Raw genomic sequence first — 22,615 nt, forward strand, 5'->3', positions numbered from 1 at the left:
CACTGCGTACTTCGTTCGAATCTGATTGGGTGTTTAACCGTTTTCGCATTTATCGTGAAACGCTTTCGCGTTTTTCGTTGCGCCGCTTCACGGGCGCTGAACCCGGCACTGTCGTCCCAGCTGCACGATCGCTTCGGTGATGCCATGTTCAGCACCCATCCACTGAAGAAGAAGGCTGCAGAAGTGCGCAACGTACAGCCCTTGGGCTCGTGGCGATGTGACCTCGCCAGTGGCACGTCATTGACGCGCAGGGACGTCGTCCTGGGACGTCTGGCCACACCACTGCTGCGACCCTCCTCCGTGTGCAAAAGCGCAAAGCCGACCTATGCTCCGCACATGGGACATGGGCGACTTCGTCATCATCATCAACGCCGACAGCGTTCACCTGTCCGGGCAACAAAGAAGACACCCAGAAGCTGGCGTGCCCGCCACTCCGGCTTCTCCTGGGTGGTCTGCGCTCCGTCCGTTACGACGAGCTGCCGGCGAAGAACCCCGAGAAGGCCGTCGAGAAGGGCCATCAAGGGCATGATCGGGCAAACACCCTGGGGCGTCAGATGCTCTCGAAGCTGAAAGGTCTGCTCGGGCGACCAGCACTCCGCATCGCTGCCCAGCAGCCGGTGCCGTTCTCGAGATCGCAGGTCGCGCAGCAGTTCCGGCCACACCCCCAAAGACAGAAAAGCACCTGAGGAGCATCGTGGCCAGAGTATCACCGCCGAGACGTGCCGGTCGAAGAAGATCGTCGACGTCGGGAGCTACACCACCGAGAGTCGGACGCGCGCCCGTCGAGGGCGAGTACGCCTCGGAGTTCAACCTCGCCCGCTTGCGACCCGCAGCCGGCCGCCGGCCTGGGCCGTCGCAAGAACGCGCACATCGCGATTCGCAGCGCGCCCGGCACGGGCAAGCGGAAGGTCAACAGGCGCACGCTCGAAGGACCACTTCCCGAACAAGGTCCACCAGCAGGGAAGTCCAACGAGCCCGGCAAGGTGCTCGGAGCTCGACGGCCGCTACGACGTCATCGCCCGCATCTCGGGTGGCGGCGTCTCCGGTCGGAGCCGGTGCCCTGCGCCCCGGCGTGGCCCGCGCGCTGAACGAGGCCGACGTGGACAACGACCGCCCGGCGCTGAAGAAGGCCGGTTACCTGAAGCGTGACGACCGTGCGGTCCGAGCCGCAAGAAGGCCACCGGTCTCAAGAAGGCCCGCAAGGCCCCCGCAGTACAGCAAGCGCTGAAATCTCTCGCTGCCTGCTCGTTTGTTTCCCGCCTCGCCCCGGCGGCCGCGCCGCCAGCGTTCGGCTATGGACGACTACGCGTAGTTGTGGAGGACACCGAGTGGGACGACTCCTTCGGCACGTTGGCGTGCGCCGGTGTCGCCAACGCGGACCTGACCTGCCGGCTTTGGCGCTCGGCCTTTCGCCGGATCGCCGCGGCACACGTACTCGGTGAGGCGGGGCTCGCTTCGAGGGGGCACCGTCCGGTCGCCGTCGTCGGCCGTGACCGCGTGCCTCCCGGGCGAGTTCCTGGAGGCCGCGGGTCGTGGCGGGCCTGGCCAGTGCCGGCGTCGACGTCCTGCGCGCGTCGGTGTACTGCCCACCCCCGCGGTGGCGCATCTCGCCGATTGCGCTGGGAGCCGACTGCCTCGGCATTGATGCTCTCCGCGAGTCACAACGCGCTGCCCGACAACGGCATCAAGTTCGCTCCGCCCGTGGCGGCCCACCAGGCTGACGACGACCCTGGAGGACCGCATCGCAGTCTGGCCTACGAGTGAGCGCCGCACGGGCGCTCCCTGGGACCGTCCCACCGGCGCCGGCGTCGGCCGCGTGGGAGATCGTGCGAGCGAGGGGCTTCCGACCGCGCCATCGCGCACCTTCGTCGGTGTGCTGCCGAGCCGGCTCGACGGCCTCTGAGCGCGGTCGTCCTCGACGAGGCGCACCGGTGCCGCGTCCGTGGTCTACTCGCCCGAGGCGTTCACCGCAGCCGGCGCGGGCGTCGTGCACTCACGGTGCCGAGCCCGACGGGCTCAACATCAGCGACGGCTGCGGGTCGACCCACCTCGACCTGCTGGAAGGCCCGCCGTCATCGAGCTACCGCCGACTTTCGGCATCGCGCACGACGGGCGACCGACCGCCGCCTCGCCGCGGGACCACACCGGGTCCGAGGTCGACGGCGACCAGATCATATGGGCCGTGATCGCTCCTCGCGCTGCGCGAGCGCGGCGGCTGCGCCAGGACACCGTCGTCGCGCGACGACCGTCATGTCGGAACCTCGGCCTCAGCGCTGGCCATGGGAGCGACGCATCCCGCTGTGCAGACCGCGCGGTCGGCGAGCCGGTAACGTAGCTGGAGAACATAGAAGGAGCATCGGCTACGCGCGCTGGGCGGCGAGCAGTCCGGCCACGTGATCACGTGCTCGACCATCGCGACCACCGGTGACGGCACGCTCACCGGCCTGCTCCTCGCGGCGCGGGGTCGCGCAGACCGGCCGGTCGCTGCAGTGACCCCGCGGGCGGCGATGGAGCGTGGCTGCCGCAGGTGCTCACCAACGATGCCGGACGTCGACAAGTCCCTGGGTACCACCTCCTCGAGCTGGCGTCGGCGGTCGCCGACGCCGGCGCGGCTCGGCTCCACGGGGCGGGTGCTGCTCCGCTCCTCGGGCACCGAGCCGCTGGTCCGGAGGTGATGGTCGAGCGGCCGACATCGAGCAGGCGGCGGCGCGTCGCGGGACGGCTCGCGGACGTCGTGAAGTCGGCGCTCGGGCTAGGGCCGAGACACCCACGGGAAGGCGCGCTCGATCAGGAAGCGCGCCTTCCGCATCGTGCGTCAGAGCTGCGCAGGCGCAGCCGCTCCTGTGTGGTCGGGGCCCTTGCGGACGACGAGACCGGCGCGGCCGCGGGTGGGGGGCCACGTTCTCCAGCAGGTTCGGCCGGTTGATGGTGCGCCAGGTCGTGCGCGCGTAGTCGAGGGCCCTCCCTCCACCGACACCTGCGTGACCTTCCTGAAGTACGAGGACGGGTCCTGGAAGGCCGTCGCGCGCAGCTTCAGGGAAGCGGTTTCCAGGTACCAGCGCTCGATGTCCCTCCTCGCGCGTCGTCACACACACTGAAGTCGAAGTAGTCGGCGAGACACGACCCGGGTGCGGGCCGTCCTTGCCCAGGGCAGGGCGGGCTGCAGCACGTTGATGCCCTCGACGATGAGGATGTCGGGGCGGCGCACGACGAGCTTCTCGCCGGGCACGATGTCGTAGATCAGGTGCGAGAGTAGACGGGGGCCGTCACCTCGTCCTTGCCGGCATCGATGTCGGCGACGAAGCGGGTGAGGGCGCGGCGGTCGTACGACTCGGGGAAAGCCCTTGCGGCTCATCAGGCCGCGGGCCTCCAGCTCCTTGGTGGGAGCAGGGAACCCGTCACGTGCCCGACGCGCTCCACGCGCGGGTGCTCAGGCCAGCGCGACAGCAGCGCCTGCAGCAGACGCGCGACGGTCGACTTGCCGACCGCCACCGAGCCCGCGACCTATGACGAGCAGGGTGCCCGCCTGCGACGCCTTCTGCACGGTGTCGCCGAGGAAGGTGTTCACGGCGCTGCGCAGACCGTCGGTGGCGCCGACGTACAGATTGAGGGAGCCGGGAGCGGCAGATAGATGTCGCGGACCTCGGTCAGGTCGATCACGTCACCGAGGCCGCGCAGCCGCTCCCCACCTCCGCCGCGCGCTCAGCGCAGCGGCGTCTTGTCTCGCAGCGCGCTCCATTCCGTAGCGGGTGAGGTCGACGTGAGTCGCCTCCGGCTTGTGCCGGTGGGTGCTCCGCAGGGGTTCGGAGACCGGAGAGATCACAGTCCATTGTTACGGCTGTGTGGACAGGGGCGGGGTGGGGTGCGTCACGCCACGCTGTCGGCACCGTCCGTCACAGGTCGTGCACAGGTATGGACCTGAGGTGAGGCGGCGATACCGTCCCGGACACGTGCGGGCAGAGCCGCACCCGCAGGGCGGGAGGTGAGCCGTCAGCGTCCGTGCTGCGCGTGCCAGGTTTCGTACGGCGCAGATCCGCTGCCGCGACGCGGAGCGAGGAGTGGGCGGGGCACGTCCGCAGCGAGCTGGCGGCCGAGCTGCCCGACGAGGACATAGGCGAGGACCTCGACGACTGCCTCTGACTTCTACGAGATGGGCGGGCAAGCCGCGCTGCGAGGAGTGCGTCGAGTACCTCCTGGCTCGTGCAGGGCGCGCGGGACCGGATCGTGTGCGCTGGGACGACTGGCGGGCTCACGCTGCCGCTTGCGCGGAGTCGTGGAGATACGTATAGGTTCACAGTCGGCTCTGGACGTCGTCCCGCCAGGCTCAGGCCCGGAGTACCAGAATCTTTGACTCGGCGGGTGCGGCCGTAGCTCGCGTGACGGTCGCTGGCCTCCGCCAAGAAGGCCGGAAGCTCGCCAACCTGGAGAAGGAGCTGGTGGACCGGGCTCCCTGCCGGCCGGCGCCACCGGCATCGGACACACCCGGCACAGCCCACCCACGGTGGCACGGACGCCAACGCGCACCCGCAATTTTGGACAACGCGCCGGGTCGCCGTCGTCCACAACGGCATCATCGAGAACTTCGCCGCGCTCCGCGCCGAGCTCGCCGAGCGGCGATACGTCCTGCCTCCGAGACCGACACCGAGGTCGTGGCGCACCTGCTCGCCGAGGAGTTCTCGCCGCGCGGCGACTCTCGCCGAGGCGATGCGGCTGGTGTGCCGCCGCCTGGAGGGCGCGTTCACGCTGGTCGTGGTGCACGCGGACGCCCCGGACGTGGTCGTGGGCGCCCGCCGCAACTCGCCGCTCTCGTGGTCGGCGTGGGGGAGGGCGAGGCGTTCCTGGCCTCGGACGCCGCCTGCATCGCGCACACCCGCTCGGCGATCGAGCTGGGCCAGGACCAGGTCGTCGAGCTGCGCAGGGACGCGGTGACGGTGACGGACTTCGACGGCGCCGCGGACGTCCGGCACTACACGTCGACTGGACGCCTCCGCCGCCGAGAAGGGCGGCTACGACTACTTCATGCTCAAGGAGATCGCCGAGCGGCCGAAGGCCGTCGCGGATCATCGCTGCTCGGCGGCCGGATCGGGGCCGAGGAGCCAGCTGACGCTGGACGAGCTGCGCATCCCGCCGCAGGTGCTGCGCATGGTCGACAAGGTCGTGATCGTGGCGCGCGGGACGTTTCCACGCCGGGCTCATCGGCCAGCACGCCATCGAGGCACTGGACGCGGATCCCGTGCGAGGTGGAGCTGGCCAGCGAGTTCCGCTACCGGGACCCGATCCTGGGCGCCCGCTCCCTGGTCACTCGCGATCTCGCAGTCCGGCGAGACGATGGACACGTTGATGGCGCTGCGGCACGCGCGCGAGCAGCGGCGGTCCTCGCCATCTGCAACACGAACGGTTCGACGATCCCGCGCGAGTCGGACGCGGTGCTGCGCACGCACGCACGTCCCGAGGTCGCGGGCGCGCTCGGCGAAGGCGTTCCTGGACGCAGCTCGTGGCCTGCTACGCGGTCGCGGCTCGCACTCTGGGGCAGGTGCGGGGCGCACGCGCGCGACGAGATCGCCGCCGTCGTACGAGCTGGCGCGCAGCGAAGCGCGAGAGGGTCGAGCGGGTCCTGGAGACGATGGAGCCGGTGCGCGAACTGGCCCGCTCGCTGGCCGACCGGGACACCGATGCTGTTCCTGAGACGGCGCGTCGGCTACACCCGTGGCCCTGGAGGGCGCGCTCAAGCTCAAGGAACTCGCCTACATGTAACGCCGAGGGCTTCGCGGCGGGCGAGCTGAAGCGCGGGCCGATCGCCCTGATCGAGGAGGGCGTGCCGGTGGTCGTGGTGGTGCCGGTCTGCCGCGCCGGTCGCCGCGCTCCACGGCAAGATCGTGTCCAACATCCAGGGAGGATCCCGGGCATCGGGGCGCGCGGACGATCGGCGATCTGCGGAGGGAGGGCGACGGCGCGCGTGACACGCGCGAGACCACGTGGTCCGGGTCCCCGCCACCCACGCTCCCTGCAGCCGCTCGTCGCGACGGTGCCGCGCTGCGATGCGTCGCGTGCGAAGCTGGCTTTCACGGCGCGCGGCAACGAGGCGGACCAGCGCGGTGAACCTGGCGAAGTCGGTGACCGTGGAGTGAGTGCTCCGGCCGCCGTAGGGTGCCCGCTATGAGCATCATCGGGGTCAGCATCGACGTTGCGGAGATCGAGCGGTTCGCGGCGTCCCCTGGAGCGTACGCCCGGGATGGCCGAGCGGCTGTTCCTGAAGGGGCGAGCTGCTAGTTGCCGAGCGGCGAGCGGCGGGGGTCGCTCTCGCCTCGCCGCGCGGTTCGCCGCGAAGGAGGCCATCGCCAAGGCTAGCGCTGGGGCGCCGGGCGGGTTGCGGTGGACCGATGCGGAGGTGTGGGTCGAGGAGAGCGGGCAGCCGCGGATGCGGGTGACCGGGACCGTGGCGAAAGCTCGGGCCGCGGAGCTTGGGGTGACCAGTTTCATGTGTCGCTGAGCCACGACGCGCCGCTTCCGCGGTGGTCGTGGCGGCGGGAGGGAGCTAGCAGCGGGTCCGGCTTTCGTCGCGGGCTGCGGGCCGGTGGGGCGTCTCGCGCGGTTCCCACGCGCCCTGAGAGGCCGGCTGCGTGCGCGTTGCCGCATCTGCTGTCCGCGGAGTGCGGGCCGCTAGCGTCTCGCGCGGTTCCCTCTGCGCCCCTGAAAGGCAGCACTCCGGTGCGCCCAGGAGCTTTGCGCGGCGAAGCCGCAGCTTTCGGAGGGGGCGCGAGGAACCGCGCGAGCAACCACCGACTTTGTAGAGCCGCGGCCGCCCGCCGGGCATGCGAGTTACGGCGCCAGCGCGCACTGCGCGAGCAGCCACGACGGAAGCTGCGGCCACTCACCGCGCAAGCGGTTACGGCGCCAGGGCGCGGGGAACTGCGCTGACGACGCACCGGACCCGCACGCCGCCCGCAGGGGATCGGCTGGGCGCTAGACGCCCACCACGTCCCGCCACACCGCAGGGATCGCCGAGGAGACGTCCTGCCCGATACGGGGGCGCCGTCCGCCGCATGGCGGGCGGCGAGGCCGTGCGAGGTATGCGGGCCACCGATGCCGCGTCCAGGGGCGGAGGCCCGCCGCCAGGAGGGAACCGGTCAGGCCCGACAGGACGTCGCCGCTGCCCGCGGTGGCGAGCCGGGGCGTGCCCGTCGGGTTCACCGGACCGGGCCGCCGTCCGGGGGACGCCACCAGCGTCGTGGAACCTTCAGGAGGACGGTCGCGCCGTACCGGGACGCCAACTTTCCCGTACGGAGGACAGGCGTCGGGACTCCACCTCGTCCCAGGCCGAGCCCAGCAGGGCCGCCGCCTCCCGGCGTGCGGGGGTGAGGGACGGTGGGGCGGTGCGGCCCGCACCGCCGCCTCGCCCGCCAGCCGGAGGCCGTCCGCGTCGATCAGCACCGGCACGTCCGACGCCAGGACGTCCCCCGACGCCCGGCGCGTCGTCGCCCAGGCCGGGCCCGAGCACCCAGGACTGGACCCGCCCCCGCCTTGGCCGGCGGACCGGCCGACACCAGCGTCTCCGACCGGGCGAGCACCGCGTCGGCCGCGGGACCCACGTAACGGACCGCCCCCGGCCCCCGCCGTGCAGCGCCCCGGCGACCGCGAGCACCGCCGCCCCCGGGTAGCGCGCCGAACCGGCGACCACGCCCACCACGCCCCGCCGGTACTTGTCGCTCTCGCCGGTGGGGCGGGCGGCAGCGCCGCCACGTCGTCGCACTGCAGCGACTCCAACCGCGCCTCGGCGAGGCGGGAGTTCGAGGCCGATGTCGATCTGGCGGAGGGCGCCGGCGTAACCGTGCGCCGGGTCGATGAGAGGCCTGGCTTGTACGTGCCGAACGCTGACGGTCGCGTCCGCGTCGACCGCCTCGCCGTGCACCTCGCCGCTGTCCGCGTCGACCCCGCTGGGCAGGTCGACGGCGACCACGAGCCCCGTGCGTGGCGGCGGCCAGTTCGGCCGCGCGGGGGCGCAGGCCGCCCTGCCGCCGATGCCCACGATGCCGTCCATCACCAGGTCGGCCCGGCCGACGGTCTCCACGGCCGCCTTCGCCGCCGCGTCGAGCACGGTGCCGCCCGCCGCGCGCAGCGCCCGGCGAGGCCGCCCTGGGTGCGCCCGGTCGGGCGCGAGGAGCAGCGCCGTGACGCCCGCGCCGCGCCGCGCCAGCCGGGCGCGCGGCACAGGGCGTCGCCGCCGTTGTCCCCGGACCCGGCCAGCAGCGCGATCCGGGACCCGTACACCTTGCCGGGCAGGTCGGCGCAGGGCGGCGGCGAGTCCCGCGGCGGCCCGCTGCATCAGCGCGCGCCGTCGGGAGCCGCGCCATCAGTGCGCGTTCGGCGGACCTGACTGTTTCCACGTCGTAGGCGTAGCGCATGTCATCGAGTGTCTCCCAGGAGGTGGGTGCGAGCGGGTCGGCGGTCTCGGCGGGGTGGGTGGACCAGCCGTTGTGGGCGCCGGGGAACGCGGCGGATTCGAGCCCGAAGGCGGTCGGCGTTGAGCGCCGCGGGGCGGTTACGGGAGGTGCGGGCGGGTCCGCGTGCCCGCCGCCAGGGTGAGCGCGGCCCGGCCTGCGCGAGCGCCGTCAGAGATCCGGGCTCGTACGCGGCGAAGCTGCGGTTAGCTCGTGGCTTTGCGCGCGCCAGCCAGGGCGTTCGCCGCCATCCTGGTCATCGCCCGCACACGGCCCAGGGCGAGGGCGGCTTCGTCCGTGGCGCGCGCGGCAGCAGGACCGGGCCGAGTCCGCGCAGGAACCGCTCGCCGGCCGCTTCCGGGCCCGTGCGCTCGAACGTCTCTGTGCACCGCACTGCAGAACGCCAGCTGCTCGGCCGCGCGTCCGGCGCGCGCTCGACGGCGTGCTCGTGCGCCACCGCCACGCGCACCCGCTCCCCGTGCCCGGGCCAGCAGCGCGAGGGTGACGATGGTATCTGCCGCTGGACGCGCTGCCCGCACGTAAGGCCGGTTCACGCCGGGAGACCAGCGATCGAGGAGGCGGCGGCGCGTCGTCCACGCGTGGACCGGTACCCGCTTTGCTCGGTGTGCCGGGCCGTCGAGCGTGCTGCGCGAGTAGCCCGCGCGGGTCGTGCGTGGCACCGTGAACGTGTCGGCCAGGGCGTCCGCGAGCAGGTCGGGGGCCCGCGGCGTCGCCGCCCGCGCCGAGCAGCAGCAGGAGGACGGGCCCGGTGCCGCGCAGCTCGTGGTGGAGGGTCGCGCCGGGCACCCGCAGGGTGTGGGTGGTGATCAACTGCTCTCCTCCGTCGGCCAGTTGGTGAGCGTGATGTGGAGCGCCTCCAGGGCGCGGGCCCAGGTCACCGTCACGTCCCGGTCGTGCCGGAAGCCGCCCGCGAGCTCCAGCGTGACTAGCCGTGGAACGTGCTGCGCAACGCCGGCCCGCGTCCGTCAGGTCGGGCTCGCCCAGGCCGCCCAGCCGCGCAGCAGCGCGTGGACGCAGGTGAGGTTGCGGCGCAGTCCGGGGTGTTCGTCGAACGCCGACGGGTCGAGCTCCAGCTGCGTCGCCGCGTACCGGCGGGGTGGGCGAGCGCGAAGTCCCGGTACGCGTGCGCGAGCGCGAGCAGCGCGTCACGGCGGCCGAAGCCCGCGAGGCGCGTCCGAGATCCGGTCGGCGAGGTCGAGCCCGGACAGGATCGCTGACCCGGGTGCTCAGGTCGGAGACGCCGCTGACGATGCGCGTACAGGCTCGCGTCGCGCTGACGCCGAAGCCGCGGGCGAGCGCCGCGATCGTGGACGCTCCGAAGCCGACGGCGTCGCGCAGGTCGGCGGCGGCCGCCACGCACCCGCTTTCCCGGGTGAGACCCGCCCTAGCCATCATCATCGTCGTCCCTCGCTCCGTCTTCCCGGGGAACCACAAAGCACTAGGGACCCCTAGGTATTTGCTTACGGTACCTAGGTTCAGCCGGAGCTGAATCAACGGCACTTTTCAGACCTCGCCGCGCGGCTGCGCGGAGCATCAGGCGCCCGGCAGGTTCCCTCGGCCACTGGGCCAGCACCCTCGTGCGCGGCGGCGTCGCGCGCCCTGCTCGCCTCGCCGCGGCGCTGCCGGCGGGCGGCCACATCCGCCGACCCCGTCCCGCCCCGGCCCGCCGCCCCCGCGCAAGGAGCGCGCGCTCGTCACGGCATCCCGCTTTCCGCGCCACGTACGACACCCGCCCGCTGGTTTCGCGACCAGGCGCTGCCGCGCGGGTGTACGAGCCGAGCGCCGCCGAGGACGCCGTCAGGCGTGCGCGAACCACCGCTCGGATCCGGCCGCTCAGTCGTGCGTGCCGCCGAGGCGACGGTGCCGTGCCGCCAGCAGCCTCGGCGCGCCGGCCGCGCCACCGCACGAAGACCGGCGCCACCAGCGCGGGTCGAGCGCTGGCTGCGTCTGAAAGGTGGACGGCAGCGCAGTCGCCGCCGACTTTGCCGGGCCATCACGCCTTCAGACCAAGCAGGGCATCCCGCCCGAACATCGGCTACGCGGGACCCGTCGCCTGGGCGCATGCAGTGAGCTCTGTCCGCCACTGCCAGAACCCGAACGCGGCGAAGAAGTGCCCCACGCGCGCGTACCGCCCGCTCTCGCGCGTCAGTCCTGCGCGCGGCTGGTGTGGGTCACCAAAGGGCAGAAGGTCGTCTTTCGGCCCGGTGCCCGATCCGCAGCGGGCGGGCCGGGTACGCGACCCACACGGGCTGGCACGAGGTCTACTGGAAGCCCGCAGAACCACTGGTCGACGCTGGCCACAGCACCCCATGCCGTACTCCCAGTTCTTCAGCGGCGGGCAGGCCTTCCACGCGATCTACGGCGGCGAGTGTACAGCGCGCTCAACTTTCGCGGCTGCGTGGTGCATGCGGCTCGGCGACGCCAAGAAGCTGTGGGGCGTCCTGAAGAGGGCGACCGCGTCTACGTGGGAGGGCCGCAAGCCCGGTACCTGAGCTGCCGGCCCCTCTGAGAGACTGGGCCCACGATGAACGGGAGCAGTGGCTGCCCCGCTCCCGCGCCCGATGCCGAGATCGTCTGGCCGCACTGAGGGCAACGTGCGGTCCCTGCGCGCCCATGCGCCCGGGGCCGCGTTCATGGCCGTGTGAAGAGGCGGTCGCGCACGGGCACGGCATGCTCGGTGGCGCGCCGCCAGGAGGCGGAGTTGCCGAGTGGATCAGCGGCACCGCCACCGCCGAGGAGGCGCTCGAGCTGCTGCCGCGGCCGGGCTGACCGGGCGCGTCATGTGCTGGCTCTGGGTGCGGCGGGCCCTGGCGCGAAAGGGCATCGGAGGCCGATCTGGACATGTCCGGCGTGAGCGGCGCATGTGGGCGCTGCGGAAGTGAGCCGCCGCCGCACGGCGAGTCGGGCCTGACCGCCCGGATCCAGCTGAAGGCCGACACGGGACTCCGGACGCAACGGCTGCCTGCCCGCCGGCTGGCGAGCTGGTGGGCGCCGCCCTGGACGCGCGGCGGGCGGGCCTGGTCGCGATCACCGGCCTGTGGTCCCCGCTTCGCGTGCGCCGCCGGGCGGGCCCGCCCGTCGATCGCCGCGCAGCTGGACCGCTTCCCGCGAGATGGTCGCGTACGCGGAGGAGGTGCGTCACGGAGGTGCGGCACATCATCGCCAACTCGCCGGGCACGCTCACCCTCCCGGGGACCCGCGACCTCGTCCGCCGGCATCGCCATGTGCGGGATCTCGCCAGCCCAGGCTCGGCGCGCCCGCCGACTTCGGGCTGCGCCCGGTCGCGACCGCTGAAGGCGAACCTGCGCGCTCGTGTAGCACGCACCGGGTGGACTCGGCGTCAAGTTACGGGCATCACTACGTCACACCGGGGAGACGACCCTCGGTCGTCTCGTCCCGCTCGGCTACGCCGGACGGCATCCCGCGGCACGCCTCCGGCACGGAGCCCGGTCCTGATCGGCGGCAAGCGGCGCACGGTCGCGGGCCGGGTCGCGATGGACCAGTTCGTCGCGTCGACCTCGGCGGCGACGAACCGGCGGCCGGGGACGAGGCGGTGCTGTTCGGCCCGGGCGACGGGGGCGAGCCGACCGCCGCCGAGGACTGGGCGGCCGCGTCGGGAACCATCGCGTACAGAGATCTCGTCACGCGGATCGGTTTCCCGCGTGCCGCGCGCGATCTACGTGGACGAAGCATGACCCCTGGCCCCGGAGGAGGCGGCACGTGAGGCGAAGGCAGCGCAGAGGCCACGGCGGCGCATGCCGAGGCCGCGGCCTCGGCGACCTGGCGGCGGGCCGGCCTCGCGGGCGCCGCGAGTGGGCGTGGTCGCCCGCGAGGCGCCGCCGCCGGTGTCGCCGTCGAGCGGCTGACCGTCGGGCGCGGGATGCGCCGCCGGCGGCGGCTCACGCCCTCGACGCGTCCGGGGCCGTACGGCCGCGCTGCGCGGCGTTGCCCGGCAGAGGCGTGCGCCGACGACGGCGCCGAGCTGGCACTACGAGGTCGACGAGGTGGAGGCGGAGAGCGGCGCGGGCGCGCAGACGGCGCCTGGCCGGCCTGCGGGCGCTGATCACCGTCCGTCTTCCAGCCACGGCTACTGCCTCAGCGGGACTCCTGGCGCTTCCAGCGCGCACGGCCCTGCGCGGCGTCGTGCGCTGCGTGTGCTGGGACCAGCGCAGCCACGGCCGCTCCGGGCGCGGCGTCGAGCAGGTCGAGGAGGGCGATGCCGGTCTCCATCGACCGGCTCGGCGGCGACCTGGCGGCGGTCGTCGCCGCGGCCGCGCCCGACGGGCCCGCTCGCGTCCTCGTCGGCCACTCCATGGGCGGCATGACCGTGATGGCGCTGGCCGACCGGCTGCCCGGCCTGATCCGTGACCGTCGTCGGCGTGGGCCTGGTCGGGACGTCGTCGGGGAAGCTCGGCGAGGTCAACTACGGGCTTCCGGTGGCCGGGGTGAACGCGATCCGGCGCGTGCTGCCCGGGGTGCTCAAGGTGCTGGGGCAGCGGGCCGAGCTGGTCGAGAAGGGGCGGCGGGCGACGGCCGACCTGTTCGCCGGGATCATCAAGCGGTACTCGTTCGCGTCCCGACGTCGATCCGGCGGTCGCCCGGTTCGCCGAGCGGATGATCGAGGGCACGCCCATCGACGTGGTCGCCGAGTTCTACCCGGCGTTCCAGGGCACGACAAGACGGCCGCCCTCGCGCACTTCGCGCGCCTCCCGGTGCTGGTCCTCGCGGGCGACCAGGGACCTGGTGACGCCGAGCGAGCACAGCGAAGGCGATCGCGGCGCCGCTGCCGGACGCCGAGTTCGTCCTTGTACCGGACGCCGGGCACCTGGTGATGCTGGAGCACCCGGAGGTCGTCACGGACCGGCTGGCCGACCTCCTGGCCCGCGCGGGCGCTGGTCACGCAGGGGGCTACCGTGGGGCAGTTATGGAGACACCGGCAGCACCGCACAGCCCGGCGGCTGACCCCGCCACCCCCGTCACCCCTGCTCTACGGTCACGGTGACCGTCAACTCCCCGGACGAGATGCGGGAGTTGGGCCTCGCGCTGGCCAAGCAGCTGCGTCCCGGCGACCTCGTGATGCTCACCGGTGAGCTGGGCGCGGGCAAGACGACGCTGACCCGCGGGCTCGGCGCGCGGGCCTGGGCGTGCGGGGCGCGGTGACGTCGCCGACGTTCGTCATCGCCCGCGTCCACCCGCCGCTGTCCGGCGGCCCCGCCCCGGTCCACGTCGACGCGTACCGGCTCGGCGGCGGCCTGGACGAGATGGAGGACCTCGACCTCGACGTGTCGCTGCCGGACTCCCGTGGTCGTCGTGGAGTGGGGCGACGGCAAGGTCGAGGGAGCTGTCCGACGACCGGCTGCACGTGATCATCGACCGGGCCACCGGCGACACCACGGACGAGGTCAGGATCGTGACGCTGAACGGCATCGGGGCGCGCTGGGCCGAGGCGGACCTGGGCTCCCCTGGCGCGACGGCCCGCGGCGTATTCCGGACAACGCGTCGGCAAAATGTTGCGCGACGCGGCTTTGCCGTGTTCACATGGGGGTGTGACGTAGTTAGGTCTACCTAACTTAGCGTGCTCCGGCGGCCCACGGGAGGCGTCCATGTCGACTTCGGAACGTGACGGGTTCTCGATGCGGGACCTGCTGGCGGCGTGTGCGGCGGCCCGCACCGTCTCGACCCCGCCGGTGCAGGCGCGCGCCTGCCAGGGGCGCGCGGCCGCATCGGTCGGCGGCTCCGCCGCGGGCCACGAGCAGTCGCACGGCACCCGCCCGCGTGACGCGAAGATCCGCCCCTACGGCGCGTAACGGCGGCTACGGCACCACGACGACGCTGCGGCCTGATCGTGGCGAACTCCCACATCAGGTCGCCGTTCTCCCGCGACTGGCGGATGCCACCGGTCTTCTTCGACGCACCGGGCGCCGCCGTCGACCCGTCCACCGCCGCGCTGAACCCGACCGCGAGCCCCTGCGCCGTGGCGAACCGCACGACGTGCTCGATCGGCACGCCGTCCGTCCCGATGACCGAACCGGAGCGCGAGTCACCGTGTACGCACCGGGCGCCGGGTCCACCGAACCCGCCGTCACCGGGTACGAGCGCACGCCCTTGTTCGCCGGGTGACCAGCCACGCGGTCGTCCTTGCCCAGCGAGTACGACCCGCTCGCCCTTGCCGGACTGCCCGGGCAGCACCATCGGGTCCGCCTTCTCCCTTGGGGAGCGGGACGCCGTCGCGGACGGGGAGTCGGTCTTCGGCTTGCCGAGGTCGGCCGGCGCGTTCGCCGACGCCTGGTAGGCGAGGACGCCGACCACGGCGGAGCGCGCCCGCGGTCAGCGCGGTGACGAATCCGGTGCTGCTCCGTGCCACCCAGGTGCCTGCCTCTCAAAGTCCGAACCTCAGGGTGACGGTAGCAGCCGGGGCCCTGCCGCAGGCTTGTGGGAGCGCGGACGTGTCCGCCCTCCGGGCCGGGAAGGCCCTGGCACGGGTTTCCCGCCTGCCTGACGGCGCCCGGCACGCGCATCTGCGGCGTTGTCGTCGGTCGATGACGCTCCGCGTCGCCTCCCTCCTCCGCCTCGCAGCACGCACGCAGGCGCCGTCGGGCTCCGCCCTTCGGGCGGATCGACGGGAGAAACCCGTGACAGGGCCTAGGCTGTTTGCGTGCTGTTGCTCGCCATGGATACCGCCACCCCCGCCGTCACCGTCGCCCTGCACGACGGCTCGTCCGTCGTCGCGGAGTCGAGTCAGGTGGATGCCCGCAGACACGGGGGCTGTTGCTGCCCGCCGTCGACCGCGTGCTCGCCGAGGCCGGTGTGCGGCTCGACGGCGTGACCGGGATCGTCGTGGGCGTCGGCCCGCCCGTACACCGGACTGCGCGTCGGGCTGATGACCGCCGACACCTTCGGCCTCGCGCTCGGCGTCCCCGTGCACGGCGTGTGCACGCTGGACGGGCTCGCGTTCGAGGCCCAGGTGGACGGCCCCTTCGTCGTCGCCACCGACGCACGGCGCAAGGAGGTGTACTGGGCCCGGTACGAGAACCCGCGGACCCGCACCACCGACGCCGCCGTCGACCGGCCCGCCGACATCGCCGAGCAGGTCGCCCGGGCTGCCCGCCGTGGGCGCCGGAGCCGTGCTGTACCCGGACACGTTCCCGGACGCGCACGGGCCCGAGCACGTGTCCGCCGCGGCCCTCGCCGCCCTCGCCGCGGGAGCGGCTCGCGGCCGGCGAGGAACTGCTCGAACCGCGGCCCCTCTGCCTGCGCCGCCCCGACGCGCAGGTCCCCCAAGAACTACAAGGTGGTCACCCCAAGCGACTTGAGCGCCGAACTGCGCGAGATGCGCTGGTGGGACATCGATCCGGGTGCTCGCCCTGGAGAAGGACCTCTTCCCGGACGACGCCTGGTCGCGCGGCATGTTCTGGTCTGAGCTGGCGCACGCGCGCGGCCTCGGCTCGACGCGGCGGTACGTCGTCGCGTACGAGGGCGACCGGCTCGTCGGGTACGGCGGCCTGGCCGCCTCCGGTGACCTGGCCGACGTACAGACCATCGCCGTCGCCCGCGACCAGTGGGGGCACCGGGCCCGGCTCCCGGCTGCTCACCGAACTGCTGCGGCACGCCACCGCCTTCGAGGTCGCCGAGGTGATGCTCGAAGTGCGCGTGGACAACACCCGGGCGCAGAAGCTGTACGAGCGCTTCGGCTTCGAACCGATCGGCTTTCCGGCGCGGCTACTACCAGCCGGGCAACGTGGATGCCCTCGTGATGCGCCTGACCACTGAGAAAGCTGACCGAAGAGAAGAACCATGGCTGACGAACCGCTCGTCCTCGGCATCGAGACCTCCTGCGACGAGACCGGCGTCGGCATCGTCCGCGGCACCACCCTGCTCGCCGACGCCGTCGCCTCTCCAGCGTCGACGAGCACGCCCGCTTCGGCGGCGTCGTGCTCGAGGTCGCCTCCCGCGCGCACCTGGAGGCGATGGTTCCCACGATCCAGCGCGCCCTGAAGGACGCGGGGGGTGACGGCCGAGGACCTCGACGGGATCTCCGTCACCGCCGGGCCCGGCCTCGCGGGCGCCCCTGCTGGTCGGCGTGAGCGCGGCAAAGGCGTACGCGTACGCGCTCGGCGAAGCCGCTCTACGGCGTCAACCACCTCGCCTCGCACATCTGCGTCGACCAGCTGGAGCACGGCCCGCTGCCCGAGCCGACGATGGCCCTGCTGGTCTCCGGCGGGCACTCCTCGCTGCTGCTGTCCAGCGACATCACCTCGGACGTGCGGCCGCTCGGCGCCACCATCGACGACGCGGCGGGCGAGGCCTTCGACAAGATCGCGCGCGTCCTGAACCTCGGCTTCCCGGGCGGGCCCGTCATCGACCGGTACGCGAGGAGGGCGACCCGGACGCGATCGCCTTCCCGCGCGGTCTGACCGGCCCGCGCGACCCCGCGTACGACTTCTCCTTCTCCGGCCTGAAGACCTCGGTGGCCCGCTGGATCGAGGCCAAGCGGGCGGCCGGCGAGGACGTGCCGGTGCGCGACGTGTCGGCGTCGTTCCAGGAGGCCGTCGTGGACGTGCTGACGCGCAAGGCGGTGCGGGCCTGCAAGGACGAGGGCGTCGACCACCTGATGATCGGCGGCGGCGTCGCCGCCAACTCGCGGCTGCGGGCGCTGGCCCAGGAGCGCTGCGGGCGGGCCGGGATCCCGGCTGCGGGTGCCCCGCCCCAAGCTGTGCACGGACAACGGCGCGATGGTCGCCGCGCTCGGCTCGCCGAGATGGTGGCCCGCAACCGGCAGCTCCTCGTCGTGGGACCTGTCGGCGGACTCACTCGCTGCCGGTGACCGAGACGCACGTGCCGGGGCACCACCACCCACGACCACGTGCACGAGGTCAGCAAGGACAATCTGTACTCGTGACGGTCGCGCTGATGTGGGAGGCCCGGGCCGTCGAGGAGCGCGGCGCGGAGCTGCTGGCCTGGGCGAAGGCGCAGGTCCTGGACCGGGAGCCGGTCAGGCGCAGAGACGTTCGCGCGCCGCAGGACCGGGTCCTCGTCATCACCTGGTGGGACGCCGCGTACGACGCCGCCGTCCCCGAACTGCCCGAGCCCGACGCCGCGTTGGTGACCCGGGCCGTGCACCGCTGGCGGTTCGAGGCGGTGTGACGGGCCGCGGCGGGCCGTGGGTAGTCTCCGCGGATGGACATCCGCATCGAGCGCGTCAGCGCCGCAGAGCCAGGAGATCGTCGACGCTCTTCGACGGCTGCTGCCGCAGCTGTCCTCGACGGCCGTGCCGCTCGACCGCGCGGCGGTCGACCACGGCTGGTGACGGGCGACGCCACGGTCCTGCTCGTCGCGCGGGCGCCCGAGGGCATCGTGGGCACGCTCACCCTGGCGCTGCTGCCGCTGCCCTCCGGACTGCGCGGCCGCGTCGAGGACGTGGTGGTCGACGCCGCGCGCGGCGGGGCGTCGCCGCCCGGCTCATCGAGGAGGCCGGCCGGATCGCCGCGGAGGCCGGCGCGAGGACGGTGGACCTCACCTCGCGGCCGGAGCGCGCGGCGGCCAACCGGCTCTACGAGCGGCTCCGGGTTCCGGGCCAGGGAGTCGACCGTCTATCGGCGTCATTCCGGGGAAACCAGCAGCGGCGCCTGAGAACCGGCTGAGATTTCCGGAACTGTGCGCCAAGTGGTTTACCGGCGTACTAATTCGGACTTACGTTCCCCTGCGTGAGTGAGAAGAAACGGTTCCGTGCGCGTGCGGTGAAGGTGGTGGCGATCGCCACCGGCTGCGTCCTCGTGCTCGGCGGGGAGCGGCCGGCTGGGCGTACTGGCACCTCGACCGCAACATACGCAGCGTCGACATCGACAGAGGCCCTCGGCGACGACCGCCCGGCCCGCGCCGACCAGGTCGCCGCGTCGCCCTCTCGGCGTCCCCGGCGCAGGAGCCCGTCGAGAAGGGCGTCCTGAACCTCCTCGTCCTCGGTTTGGACTCCCGCACCGGCAAAGGCGAACAAAGGGCGCTCGGCGGCGGCGCGGAGGGCAGGGGCCCGGTCCGACACGGCGATGGTCGTGCACCTGAACGCGGACCGCACCGAGGCGACCGTCGTGAGCATCCCCGCGACACCCTCGTCGAGCGCCCGTCGTGCCCGACGGAGTCCGGCGGCACGACCGCGGTCGCGTGCACAACGTCATGTTCAACAGCGCCTACGCGGTGGGCGGTCCGGTCTGCGCCGTGAAGACCGTCGAGAAGCTCACCGGGGTCCGCATGGACCACCATCTGGAGATCGACTTCGCGGAGCTTCGCCGACCTCGTCGACGCGCCTGGCGGCGTGGACGTGACGACGGACGAGGACATCGACGACGACCTCAGCCACCTCGACCTGAAGGCCGGACAGCACCACCTCGACGGCGAACAGGCCCTGGCCTTGCGCGCGCACCTGGCACGGCATCGGCGACGGCAGCGACTCTGGGCCGCATCAAGCTCCAGCGGGAGCTCGTGAAGTCGCTGGCCGCCGAGGCCTCCGATCACCGGCCTGCCTCACCGACCCGGCCCGCCTCTACAAGGTCGCCGACGCCGCGACCGGCAGCCTCACCGCGGACACCGGCCTCGGCTCGCTCTCCGAACTCCGGCCTGGCCAGGAGTCTGGGCGAGCTGCCGGCCGAGGCGGTGAAGACGGTGACGATGCCGGTGGTGCGGGCGCCCTCGGACATCAACCGGGTGGTGGCGGACGAGCCGGAGGCTACGGAGCTGTGGGAGTCGCTGCGCTGAGCTCCACCGTCCGCGTGCCCTCCGTGAAGGCGCCGAACGACTGGGGACCAGCTCTCGCCCGCGGCCAGTGGTGACGTCACCCGGCCCTCGCCCGGCTCGTAGTGCGCCGTGTACACGGTGCCGAGCCCGTCGTCGTAGGTGTTCTCGTGCAGCGGCGGCCTGAGCAGAGCCGTCACGTCGGGAGCCCGCCGCGCGGATCGTATGAGCCGCAGGCCGGTGCGGGTGGCCCGCTCCCGCTCGTCGAGGGACCGGGAGGTTGGTGGTGGTTGGCGGCGCAGGCGTCCGGTGCCACGGTGAGCTCGATGTCCGGGCCGACGTGGACGGTCACGGCGCGCGCTCGCGGTCGACCAGGGTGACGTTCTGCGGGATGTTCACGGGGATGCCGGCGAGCCGGGCCACGGCCTCGTCGACGGTGTCGCAGGTCTCCAGGAGGTAGCGCAGCACGATGACGACGGCGAAGCCCGGGCCGTGCACCGGGCGGCCGCCGAAGGTGAGGGACACGGCGAGCCCCGCGTCGTTCATCCCGTCTGAGCAGGCCCCAGCCGCCGTCCTGCGTACCGATCACCGGCCGCAGGAAGTGCGAGCGGGACGATCAGCGCCCCGACGGCGTCGGGCTCGAAGTCGTAGTTGCGCACGAGGGTGCCGGGGACGCCCAGCTGCGTGCAGCCCGCGAAGAACGGGCGGATCGCCGCGAGGGTGAGGAGGGGTGTCGGCGCCCGGCCGGTCCACCTGGCCGGACAGCCGGTCGAGCGCCGGCAGCAGCTCGGGCAGGTGCGTCGCGGAACAGCTTCCGGGCGCGCTCGGCGCCCTCCGGGTGCGCCCTCCTCGGTGAGCCAGGACAGCGCCTGCAGGGCCACAGCGGGGCCGACCTGCTCGGCCCAGCGGCCGTCGGAGCCGTCACCGATGTCGAGGGCACGGAAGGGTCTTGCGCAGCGTCGTCACTGGCCGCACCGTAGGTAATTTCGCGGTCAAATGTCCACGGTCGGCGGGGAATCGGGCCGCTCGTACGTCAACAGGTAGCGCCAGTAGAGGAGTTGGCGCACCTTCGCTGCCCGGGAGCAGCCGGGCCGCCGCCGCCCTGACCTCCGGGCAGCGTCATCTCCGGCTCCCGGACCGGCGGTCCGGGCGGGGGAGCAGTCAGGCCGCGCGGCGCGGTCGGCGAGGTGGACGGCGACGCGGGCGACGGCGTTCGCCGGGGAGGCCACGACGTCCCACGGGGTGATGCCCGCGTAGCAGCCGAGGACGAGGAGCCGGCCGCCGGGAGCCAGCGCGTCCCGCAGGCGCGTCACCGTCCCGAACGGCATGTGGTGCAGGCTCGCCAGGCAGGGTGATCACGTCAGTAGCGGGCCGCCGGGAGCGCGACGCGGGCCGCGTCGCCCAGCCGGTAGCGGGGACCGCCGCCGGACGCCTCCGCCACGGCCAGGGCCCCCGGGTCCGGGTCGAGGGCGTCCACCCGGTAGCCGTGGGGCCACCAGGGCGGCGGGCGAAGCGGCCGGTCCCGCAGCCGACGTCGAGCGCGGTGCGGCCGTGCCGGGGCAGCCGGCGCAGCAGCAGGGCGTGGTAGTGGTCGTTGTGGTCGAACGGCATGGGCCCCGACCCTTCCAGGGCGTGGATCAGGGGCACCGTAAAAATTCCCGAGAAAGTTCGCCGGCCGTGTCGATCCGGCCGGTGCCCGTCCGACGCAGGGGTGAGAGGCCGGAAGGAACGGCCGCCGTACCGAGGAGATCACCATGCCGCGCTACCTGACGATGGTCCGCATCGACGAGACGAACGCCCCCGCCGAGGAGCCCCAGCGAAGGGCTGATGCAGCGCATGGGCGCGCTCATCGAGGAGATGACGAAGGCGGGCGTAGCTGCTCGACACGGCCGGGCTCACCCCGACCGCGCAGGGCAAGCGCGTGCGCTACGAGAAGGGCGAGATCACCGTCACCGACGGGCCGTTCACCGAGTCCAAGGAGGTCGTCGGCGGCTACGCGATCCTGCAGACCAAGGACGAGGCCGAGTGCCTGGAGTGGACGAAGCGGTTCCTGCGGGTCCACGAGGAGCACTGGACCGTCACGTCCGAGGTCCGGCAGATCATGGAGGGCTGAACGTCCGGGAGGGGCCCTTGGCCCGGCGCCTCCGGCGGTGTCTGATGGTGGGTCGTGACAGAGCGACACGACAGCACGGCCCACGCCATCGAGACGGTCTTCCGCATGGAGGCGCCGCGCATCATCGCGGCCGTCACCCGCGTCGTCCGTGACGTCGGCATAGCGGAGGAGCTGGCCCAGGACGCCCTGGTGGCCGCCCTGGAGCAGTGGCCGGCGGCCGGCGTCCCCGACAACCCGGGCGCCTGGCTCACGGCCACCGCCAAGCGCCGCGCCGTCGACCTGGTGCGCCGCAGGGAGAACTACGCGCGCAAGCTCGAAGAGGTCGGCCGGGCCACGGAGTTCGCGTACGAGGAGCCGGGCACGGCCGCGTACGACCCCGACGACATCGACGACGACCTGCTCCGGCTCGTCTTCCTGAGCTGCCACCCGGTGCTGTCCGCCGAGGCCCGCGTCGCGCTCACCCTGCGCCTGCTCGGCGGCCTGACCACGGCCGAGATCGCCCGCGCGGTGCTCGCCCCGGAGACGACGGTCGCCCAGCGGATCGTCCGCGCCAAACGCACCCTCGCCACGAAGAACGTCGCCTTCGAGGTGCCGTACGGACCGGACCGCGAGGCCCGCCTCGGCTCGGTCCTGGAGGTCATCTACCTGATCTTCAACGAGGGGTACGCGGCCACCGCCGGCGACGACTACCTCAGGCCCGGCCTGTGCGAGGACGCGCTGCGACTGGCCCGCGTCCTCCAGGCGCTGATGCCCAAGGAACCGGAAGTTCACGGCCTGGCCGCCCTGTTGGAGATCCAGTCCTCCCGCGCGTCCGCCCGCACGGCACCGGACGGCTCGCCCGTCCTGCTCAAGGACCAGAACCGGATGCGCTGGAACACGCTGCTGATCCGCCGCGGGTTCGCCGCGCTCGGCCGGGCCGACGCGGTGGCCTCCGGCGCCCCCTGGCCCGTACGCCCTGCAGGCCGCGATCGCCGCGTGCCACGCCCAGGCGTACGCGTACGAGGAGACCAACTGGGGCCAGATCGCGACGCTGTACGGACTGCTCGCCGCCCGGGCGCCGTCACCGGTGGTCGAACTGAACAGGGCGGTCGCCGTGTCGATGGCCGAGGGACCTGAGGCGGGCCTCGCCCTCGTCGACGCGCTGGTGGACGAACCCGCGCTGCGCGGCTACCACTTGCTGTCGAGCGTGCGCGGCGACCTGCTGGAGCGGCTCGGCCGTACGGAGGAGGCGCGGGCGGAGTTCGAGCGGGCGGCGGCGCTCACGCGCAACGAGCGGGAGCGGGAGTTCCTGCTGGGCAGGTCAAGCCCCTCGGGCGATTGA

Annotated in this window: 11 protein-coding genes and 13 pseudogenes; 19 read left to right on the plus strand and 5 right to left on the minus strand. The window is 73.0% G+C overall.

The genetic code is table 11. From position 1 onward, the window contains the following. Window positions 1–175: 175 nt before the first annotated feature. The 3 genes and pseudogenes from rplM to RBJ77_RS48320 all read left to right on the plus strand — a co-directional run. Window positions 176–686: pseudogene (gene rplM / locus RBJ77_RS48310) on the plus strand (50S ribosomal protein L13). A 413-nt stretch (window positions 687–1,099) separates the two neighbouring features. Beyond that, the gene (locus RBJ77_RS48315) at window positions 1,100–1,228 is read left to right on the plus strand and encodes a hypothetical protein (RefSeq protein WP_372350794.1); all 129 of its coding nucleotides are present in this window, start codon (window positions 1,100–1,102) and stop codon (window positions 1,226–1,228) included. Between the two features lie 86 nt (window positions 1,229–1,314). Then, a pseudogene (locus tag RBJ77_RS48320) lies at window positions 1,315–2,752 on the plus strand (hypothetical protein); the annotation flags it as partial. Window positions 2,753–2,815: 63 nt separating this feature from the next. On the opposite strand, the pseudogene coaA reads toward RBJ77_RS48320, so the two are convergent. Further along, window positions 2,816–3,823: pseudogene (coaA, locus tag RBJ77_RS48325) on the minus strand (type I pantothenate kinase). A 176-nt stretch (window positions 3,824–3,999) separates the two neighbouring features. On the opposite strand from coaA, the gene RBJ77_RS48330 reads away from it, so the two are divergent. From RBJ77_RS48330 to RBJ77_RS48340, 3 genes and pseudogenes are all read left to right on the plus strand, one after another. Continuing rightward, window positions 4,000–4,140 (plus strand): hypothetical protein, encoded by a 141-nt coding sequence (locus tag RBJ77_RS48330; RefSeq protein ID WP_372350783.1) that lies wholly within the window; start codon window positions 4,000–4,002, stop codon window positions 4,138–4,140. 121 nt (window positions 4,141–4,261) lie between these two features. Beyond that, window positions 4,262–6,128, plus strand: a pseudogene (gene glmS / locus RBJ77_RS48335) (glutamine--fructose-6-phosphate transaminase (isomerizing)). 104 nt (window positions 6,129–6,232) lie between these two features. Further along, window positions 6,233–6,490, plus strand: coding sequence for a 4'-phosphopantetheinyl transferase superfamily protein (locus tag RBJ77_RS48340; protein ID WP_372350784.1), 258 nt, complete (start codon window positions 6,233–6,235; stop codon window positions 6,488–6,490). 473 nt (window positions 6,491–6,963) lie between these two features. Here the strand turns inward: RBJ77_RS48340 and RBJ77_RS48345 are convergent. Next, a pseudogene (locus RBJ77_RS48345) lies at window positions 6,964–8,402 on the minus strand (bifunctional ADP-dependent NAD(P)H-hydrate dehydratase/NAD(P)H-hydrate epimerase). A 2,366-nt stretch (window positions 8,403–10,768) separates the two neighbouring features. On the opposite strand from RBJ77_RS48345, the gene RBJ77_RS48350 reads away from it, so the two are divergent. The 11 genes and pseudogenes from RBJ77_RS48350 (at window position 10,769) to RBJ77_RS48400 (ending at window position 19,205) form a co-directional block, all read left to right on the plus strand. After that, window positions 10,769–10,951, plus strand: coding sequence for a hypothetical protein (locus RBJ77_RS48350; RefSeq protein WP_372350785.1), 183 nt, complete (start codon window positions 10,769–10,771; stop codon window positions 10,949–10,951). Between the two features lie 1,388 nt (window positions 10,952–12,339). Continuing rightward, window positions 12,340–13,421 (plus strand): annotated as a pseudogene (locus RBJ77_RS48355) (alpha/beta fold hydrolase). 60 nt (window positions 13,422–13,481) lie between these two features. Next, window positions 13,482–13,914, plus strand: a pseudogene (tsaE, locus tag RBJ77_RS48360) (tRNA (adenosine(37)-N6)-threonylcarbamoyltransferase complex ATPase subunit type 1 TsaE); the annotation flags it as partial. A 148-nt stretch (window positions 13,915–14,062) separates the two neighbouring features. Then, a complete protein-coding gene (locus tag RBJ77_RS48365) occupies window positions 14,063–14,266 on the plus strand; it encodes a hypothetical protein (RefSeq protein WP_372350786.1) in 204 nt (67 codons plus the stop codon). Window positions 14,267–15,324: 1,058 nt separating this feature from the next. Continuing rightward, a pseudogene (tsaB, locus tag RBJ77_RS48370) lies at window positions 15,325–15,579 on the plus strand (tRNA (adenosine(37)-N6)-threonylcarbamoyltransferase complex dimerization subunit type 1 TsaB); the annotation flags it as partial. 210 nt (window positions 15,580–15,789) lie between these two features. Continuing rightward, a pseudogene (gene rimI, locus RBJ77_RS48375) lies at window positions 15,790–16,224 on the plus strand (ribosomal protein S18-alanine N-acetyltransferase); the annotation flags it as partial. A gap of 29 nt (window positions 16,225–16,253) precedes the next feature. Continuing rightward, window positions 16,254–16,454, plus strand: coding sequence for a hypothetical protein (locus tag RBJ77_RS48380; protein ID WP_372350796.1), 201 nt, complete (start codon window positions 16,254–16,256; stop codon window positions 16,452–16,454). Continuing rightward, window positions 16,391–17,283: pseudogene (locus RBJ77_RS48385) on the plus strand (tRNA (adenosine(37)-N6)-threonylcarbamoyltransferase complex transferase subunit TsaD). Before RBJ77_RS48380 ends, RBJ77_RS48385 begins: the two are co-directional and overlap by 64 nt. A gap of 71 nt (window positions 17,284–17,354) precedes the next feature. Further along, window positions 17,355–17,603 carry a hypothetical protein gene (locus RBJ77_RS48390; protein WP_372350787.1) on the plus strand — a complete coding sequence of 83 codons (249 nt, stop codon included), beginning with the start codon at window positions 17,355–17,357 and terminating at the stop codon, window positions 17,601–17,603. Between the two features lie 33 nt (window positions 17,604–17,636). After that, window positions 17,637–18,089 (plus strand): GNAT family N-acetyltransferase, encoded by a 453-nt coding sequence (locus RBJ77_RS48395; protein WP_372350788.1) that lies wholly within the window; start codon window positions 17,637–17,639, stop codon window positions 18,087–18,089. A 107-nt stretch (window positions 18,090–18,196) separates the two neighbouring features. Then, window positions 18,197–19,205 (plus strand): annotated as a pseudogene (locus tag RBJ77_RS48400) (LCP family protein). Window positions 19,206–19,529: 324 nt separating this feature from the next. Here the strand turns inward: RBJ77_RS48400 and RBJ77_RS48405 are convergent. From RBJ77_RS48405 to RBJ77_RS48415, 3 genes are all read right to left on the minus strand, one after another. After that, window positions 19,530–19,727 carry a carcinine hydrolase/isopenicillin-N N-acyltransferase family protein gene (locus RBJ77_RS48405; RefSeq protein WP_372350789.1) on the minus strand — a complete coding sequence of 66 codons (198 nt, stop codon included), beginning with the start codon at window positions 19,725–19,727 and terminating at the stop codon, window positions 19,530–19,532. Further along, window positions 19,724–20,062 carry a hypothetical protein gene (locus RBJ77_RS48410; protein WP_372350790.1) on the minus strand — a complete coding sequence of 113 codons (339 nt, stop codon included), beginning with the start codon at window positions 20,060–20,062 and terminating at the stop codon, window positions 19,724–19,726. The genes RBJ77_RS48405 and RBJ77_RS48410 overlap by 4 nt, the downstream gene beginning before the upstream one ends. A 111-nt stretch (window positions 20,063–20,173) precedes the next feature. Next, on the minus strand, window positions 20,174–20,509 hold the full coding sequence (locus tag RBJ77_RS48415; RefSeq protein WP_372350791.1) for a hypothetical protein: 336 nt from the start codon (window positions 20,507–20,509) through the stop codon (window positions 20,174–20,176). Window positions 20,510–20,935: 426 nt separating this feature from the next. Between RBJ77_RS48415 and RBJ77_RS48420 the strand changes: the two are divergent. Beyond that, window positions 20,936–21,294, plus strand: a pseudogene (locus RBJ77_RS48420) (YciI family protein). Between the two features lie 105 nt (window positions 21,295–21,399). Next, a pseudogene (locus tag RBJ77_RS48425) lies at window positions 21,400–22,615 on the plus strand (RNA polymerase sigma factor).

This window comes from Streptomyces sp. KL116D (assembly GCF_030766975.1).
In the GTDB taxonomy this organism is placed as follows: Bacteria; Actinomycetota; Actinomycetes; order Streptomycetales; family Streptomycetaceae; genus Streptomyces; species Streptomyces longispororuber_A.